The following is a 5,227-nucleotide window of genomic DNA, read 5'->3' as shown; positions in this document are numbered from 1 at the left end:
ATCCTCGAATGCAGGAACCTCGCTCTGTCTTGAAATCTAAACGGAGGGCGTGATTGAGACTTTTTCAGTGCCATTGGCCCCTAATTGAGAATGTTAAGAGCTGCGTCGCCGGCCTAAAACAATAAAACCTTCTCTATGAGAAGGTTTTATCACAATCGGAGCGGCGGGATTTGAACCCACGACCCCTACTACCCCAAAGTAGTGCGCTACCAAGCTGCGCTACGCCCCGACAGCTTTAACAGCTTAGCATAGAATTCCCGAAAAAGTCAAAAAACTTTTAAAACTTTTGCCGCCTGCACCAAAGTCGGAACCGCAGCCACGGGCCAAAAACCCTCGCACCTTCGGCCAGCATTCAAGATCAATTGCACGCTGTAAGCTTCTGGATATCCTTCCACCTGGACCCACAGCAAGTCGCTTTCGGCTTCAATGGCGATTTTTTCCTCGTCCATTAACTCAGAGGCCATTTGACTCATTGTGCCTGCTAATTGCCCCAACAATCGGCAAAAATCGTTCAACTCAGCCTCCGTGAGTTCGATCGCCCAACCGTCGCCAGCCACCAAACCCTGAAACTCATCCACCTCCGGGTTCCATCCCAAACGCCATCCGCTACCAGTCTTAATTATACGTTCCACCATTGAGGGATTTTAGATTTTAGATTTTGGATTTTAGATTAGCAGGACTTATATCAATTCTGGTTACAGGGGAATAGTCAAAAGCAATCAACAGTCAACAATCACGGATTGTGCAACCGAAATTGATAGAGTTGATCTGCATTAATCTGTGTTGATCTGCCCTCATCTGCGGTCAAAAAAAGATAATGTATTAACCGCAGATGACAAGGGATTGAGGCTGATTCACGCCGCTGAAGAGAATAGAGATAGGAATAATTCCGATGCTAACAGATTTGATATTACCCATAAATAGGAAATAAACCGGGTTTTTTACCATTTTCAAAGGCCCGGATGCAGTATTTCCGTAAAAAACCCGGTTTCTGCATTTCTGAGTATTACGGTAGCAGCAACTTCGCATCTCCCGGCTGCGGCTGCGGTATTTCCGGCGAATTCGATCGCCCTTGTGGTTTTTCCCCCGCAGCAGGTGTGCGCCCAAGCCCGGAATTCTCAGTAAAAACATCAACCAAAGCTTGAACTAAAGCATCCCGCTGTGCTCTATTTAACCTCTGAATAGCAGCACGATCCTGTTCCATTGGATTCGATCGCAAAACGTCCTTCCCCGGATAAACGCTTTCCACCAAATAATCTGGAGTCGCCCCCAGATAGTCAGCTAAACTTAACTTCCAATCAAAGCGGTAATTGGGCGGGCGTCCTTTGACAAATACGTGATATCGAATCAACCGCCCGACTAAAGTATTGGTAGGATCGATTTTTCCAGTCTCCTTGGAAATGTAGTTATTTTCGATCGGGAAATCTGGCAATTTTTCGTACACCAATTTCCACGCATCTTGCACCCTCACTTGCGGCGCAGATTGTTGAGCCACCCGCTGCACAGAGGAAGATTCAGAAGTCCGCAGCAGCGAAGGTTCCAAAGCCGACAGACTCAGTTCGCCCGATTCCAATACCCAACTCAAAAGCGTGAAAATAGCCACACTCAAAGTAACAAAAAGAAAACTTAAGCCCTGCTTTAATCTATTCACGGTTTTGACAAAAATTTGAGAAATAGAATAATTTCATAAACTTAGCCGTAAGCAGATGTCCTAGTTTACAATTTTATGATTTACGATCGTTAATTCGGTTTTATTGAAAAATCAGAGGTTTCTTAACGAGGGAACTAGGAATAAACCGGGTTTCTTGTCACCCGCACCCAAGTCTAGTTTGACAAAGTTTTGAGTTTTGAGTTGACAAAAACTTTGGGCAATTCACCACTCAAAACTCAAAACTCCCGAAGCCTAGATATCTCCGATTATTTCCGGCTGAGTCAGTTCGTCCGACATCTCAAATATCGCCCGCATTACAGGTTTCATTTGATGGTCGTCCATATTGTCAAAATCTTCATAACGACGGCGTTTTGCGCGGTTCGCTACCTGTACCGTAATCCGATAGCGGTTGGATGCACCGTTAATCAACTCTTCCGCGCGACGGGTAAGCTGAGTTGAATCGAAGGGTTGACGCTTAGCCATGAGACTACCTACTTTATGTAATGTTACATTCTAGTCTAGTATGTCAAGATTCATAATTTATTAACTGAGTATCATTGCTTATGCAGGTAGCAACAGCCTATTCCTTTGGTCACTTGCATCGGGGAAATTCTCATCCCCTCAAATTGGTTGCTTTCGGTGACAGCTTAATCTACGGTTTCGGCGACGGTGTAGGCGGTGGCTGGGTGGAAAGATTGCGGCGCCAGTGGATGTTACCGGAGAGTGCAGGACACGTTTTATACAATTTGGGCGTTCGGGGCGATCGCACCTATCAAGTCTCCCAGCGCCTGGAAAACGAGTTCCGCCACCGGGGCGAACTCAGAAACCGCGTCCCGGATGCGATTATTCTTTCGGTAGGCCTCAACGATTCGGCGAGAGTGCAGTCGCCGACGGGGCGCAGCTACACTGATTTTGAACATTTTAAAACTGTTTTGGATAATTTGTTAAACCTGTCCCAACAACTTTGTCCGGTGATATTTGTCGGGATGGTGCCGGTGGATGAAAGTAAAATGCCTTTTCAAAATTGTTTGTATTACAGTCATGCTGACCAATATCGCTACAAGGAAGCAACGAAATTAGCTTGTCAGTTGCGGGGCATTCCCTATTTAGATATTTTTGATAAATGGATAAATCGGGGTAGTGATTGGTGGCGATCGCGCCTGATTGCAGACGGGCTTCATCCCAATGCAGCGGGGTATCAATCTTTATTTGAAGATGTGACCAGTTGGGAGCCGCTCGCCGCTATTAGTCATTAGTCATTAGTTATTACTCCAGTCGAGCGAGGGCGGACACTTTTGGCACCGCCCCTACATATATAAAGGTTCTGGATCCAGAACTCTATAAGTTCAAGGTAGATAAGGAAGATAAGCAACATAAGGATTTTAAGGAATTTAAGCATTTTAAAATTCCCAAGTGTGTATCAAAATATTTATTTTAAAAGACCGTATCTTCCCCTCACTACAAATAAAAATATTCAACAATGATTACATAAGTGAGGGAAAGAGCAAGTTCGGGCAGAATAAATCCGCCTACCAAAAGCTTACTGGTCCTCAAAAAAAAATGTGTAAATTGGAGAAGCAAAAAATGTCTGTATTACATCGCATTAAATCGGGTACATCTGTTGTATTAACATTGGGAACAGTTGCCGCAACCGCAGCGCCGATGCTAGCTCCCGCGCCTTCTTTTGCTCAGACAGCGTTTTCGGATGTTAATAATAACTACTGGGCAAAAGACTTTATTCAAGATTTGTCAGAAAGAGGAATTATCAAAGGATTTCCCGATGGCAGTTTTCGCCCGGATGCACCGGTAACGCGGGCTGAATTCGCGGCAATGGTGCGTTCTGTGAAAAAGGCAAAAACCCGCGCTGCTGTAAGGTTTGCCGATGTTCCGTCTAATTTTTGGGCAAGCGGGGCGATCGCCGAAGCTTACGAAATGGGATGGATGTCTGGCTATCCCGGCAATGTTTTCAGGCCGACACAGCAGATTCCTCGCGTTCAAGTTGTAGTCGCTTTAAATAACGGCATGGGCTATGAGCCTACCTGCGATTTTCAAGATGTTCTCAGCTACTATAATGATGCGGGCGAGATTCAAAGTTATGCTGTCAAAAGCGTTGCTGCTGCTACTGAAAAACAGTTGGTTGTCAGCTATCCCAATCCTAAATCTCTCAAACCTAACAAGTCAGCAACGCGAGCAGAAGTAGCGGCTTTTATCTATCAAACGTTAGTGAGTAGCAATCAAGCAAGAGCAATTAATTCTCCTTACATTGCTAAGATTGATGTTAGCGAGTCTGTTGCTGTGCAAATTCCCAGGGGAGTGACTATCCCAATCGAGTATGCAAAAGGCAAGATTTTGCTCGGCCCCAATGACAAATCTCCAATTACGCTGACTGTGGCTTCGGATATCACGGGCAGTAATGGCCAAGTGCTGATACCCGAAGGCTCGAAAATTAGCGGCGAATTGCGATCGACTGCTTCGGGGGTTCAGTTTGTCGCTCAAGAATTAAGTATAATCAACGGCAGCAGAGTGCCTCTCAATGCCACTTCGCAAGTGATTACTAGGAAAGAAACTGTTACCAAGGGCGTTAATGTTGGTAATCTGGTTAAGAATACGGCGTTGGGTGCAGCAGCAGCGGCGGCGATCGCAGGTGTTACGGGCGATCGGGCGATCGCGACTGAAGAGGTGCTCGGCGGTGCGGGAATCGGGACTTTGATCGGAGTATTTTTGGGTCGAGATAAAGTCGATTTGTATGCTGTTAATCCCGACACCGATTTAGATTTGCTTTTGAATTCCGATTTGGTAGTTGGTACTGCCAGCACAGGCATTTGTAGCGCTCGATAGAGGCGATATAGCAGAAGGATGAAGGAAGAACATAACTGATATCAATTCCGGTAGCATGGGAATATTAAAATCCAGTCAACAGTCAACAATCACGGAGACTAAAACCGGAATTGATCTAATTCATCTGCATTAATCTGTGTTTATATGCCTGTATCTACGGTTTTAAAAATATAATTTCTGAACCGCAGATGACAATGGATTGACCATGATTCACGTAGAGGTAGAAAATAGAGATATCATCAATAATCCCGATGCTAAGCTGTCGTGCATCTGGGGGGTGACAAAGAGGTTTAGGAGAGAGACGCAACAGGGTTGGAACCCGTATACCCTATCATCCTATTTTCCGCGATATTTGCGGCGCCAATAAGCAGCAATATTAAAAGTTACACATCCTTGTTGTTTGATAACTTTTACATCTGACAAATAAAAGCTTTCCATTGGCAGTAACCCCATGTCATACAAGAGGATAAAATTAGATTTTTTTATTGTATATAGCGCCCTTGTTTCACCATAAGGAAAAACTTCACTTTTTTCTCACGCAGCCATTATGCCAAATTGATGCTACCAAATTCTCTATCACCTAAAATGATAATTTTGTCATCTGACAGTAACTCTCAAACAAAAGTGATTACAGCTGTTTTTTCGCCAATATTACTACTTCGGGCTTGCTGAATAAGTTAAGAAAAATCGCTATCGCAATTAATGGGTGATTCAAGCTCGGCGAAACATAATTTTTTG

Annotated in this window: 5 protein-coding genes and 1 tRNA gene; 2 read left to right on the top strand and 4 right to left on the bottom strand. The window is 44.5% G+C overall.

What is annotated here, in order from left to right:
• Positions 1–155: 155 nt before the first annotated feature.
• From QUA53_RS28510 to QUA53_RS28495, 4 genes are all read right to left on the bottom strand, one after another.
• A tRNA-Pro gene (locus QUA53_RS28510) sits at positions 156–229 on the bottom strand.
• Between the two features lie 37 nt (positions 230–266).
• A complete protein-coding gene (locus QUA53_RS28505; protein ID WP_333101185.1) occupies positions 267–635 on the bottom strand; it encodes a DUF1818 family protein in 369 nt (122 codons plus the stop codon).
• Between the two features lie 371 nt (positions 636–1,006).
• Entirely contained in the window at positions 1,007–1,651 is a 645-nt protein-coding gene (locus QUA53_RS28500; protein ID WP_333101186.1) for a hypothetical protein, read from the bottom strand.
• Positions 1,652–1,903: 252 nt separating this feature from the next.
• A complete protein-coding gene (locus QUA53_RS28495; protein ID WP_333071758.1) occupies positions 1,904–2,134 on the bottom strand; it encodes a DNA-directed RNA polymerase subunit omega in 231 nt (76 codons plus the stop codon).
• Positions 2,135–2,214: 80 nt separating this feature from the next.
• Between QUA53_RS28495 and QUA53_RS28490 the strand changes: the two genes are divergently transcribed.
• Both QUA53_RS28490 and QUA53_RS28485 read left to right on the top strand, forming a co-directional pair.
• The gene (locus tag QUA53_RS28490; protein ID WP_333101189.1) at positions 2,215–2,907 is read left to right on the top strand and encodes a GDSL-type esterase/lipase family protein; all 693 of its coding nucleotides are present in this window, start codon (positions 2,215–2,217) and stop codon (positions 2,905–2,907) included.
• A gap of 328 nt (positions 2,908–3,235) precedes the next feature.
• Entirely contained in the window at positions 3,236–4,489 is a 1,254-nt protein-coding gene (locus QUA53_RS28485; protein WP_333101191.1) for an S-layer homology domain-containing protein, read from the top strand.
• Positions 4,490–5,227 lie beyond the last annotated feature (738 nt).

Origin of the sequence: Microcoleus sp. Pol12B3 (assembly GCF_036701355.1) — a bacterium.
GTDB lineage: Bacteria > Cyanobacteriota > Cyanobacteriia > Cyanobacteriales > Microcoleaceae > Microcoleus.
This window is presented reverse-complemented; position numbering and strand designations above follow the sequence as displayed.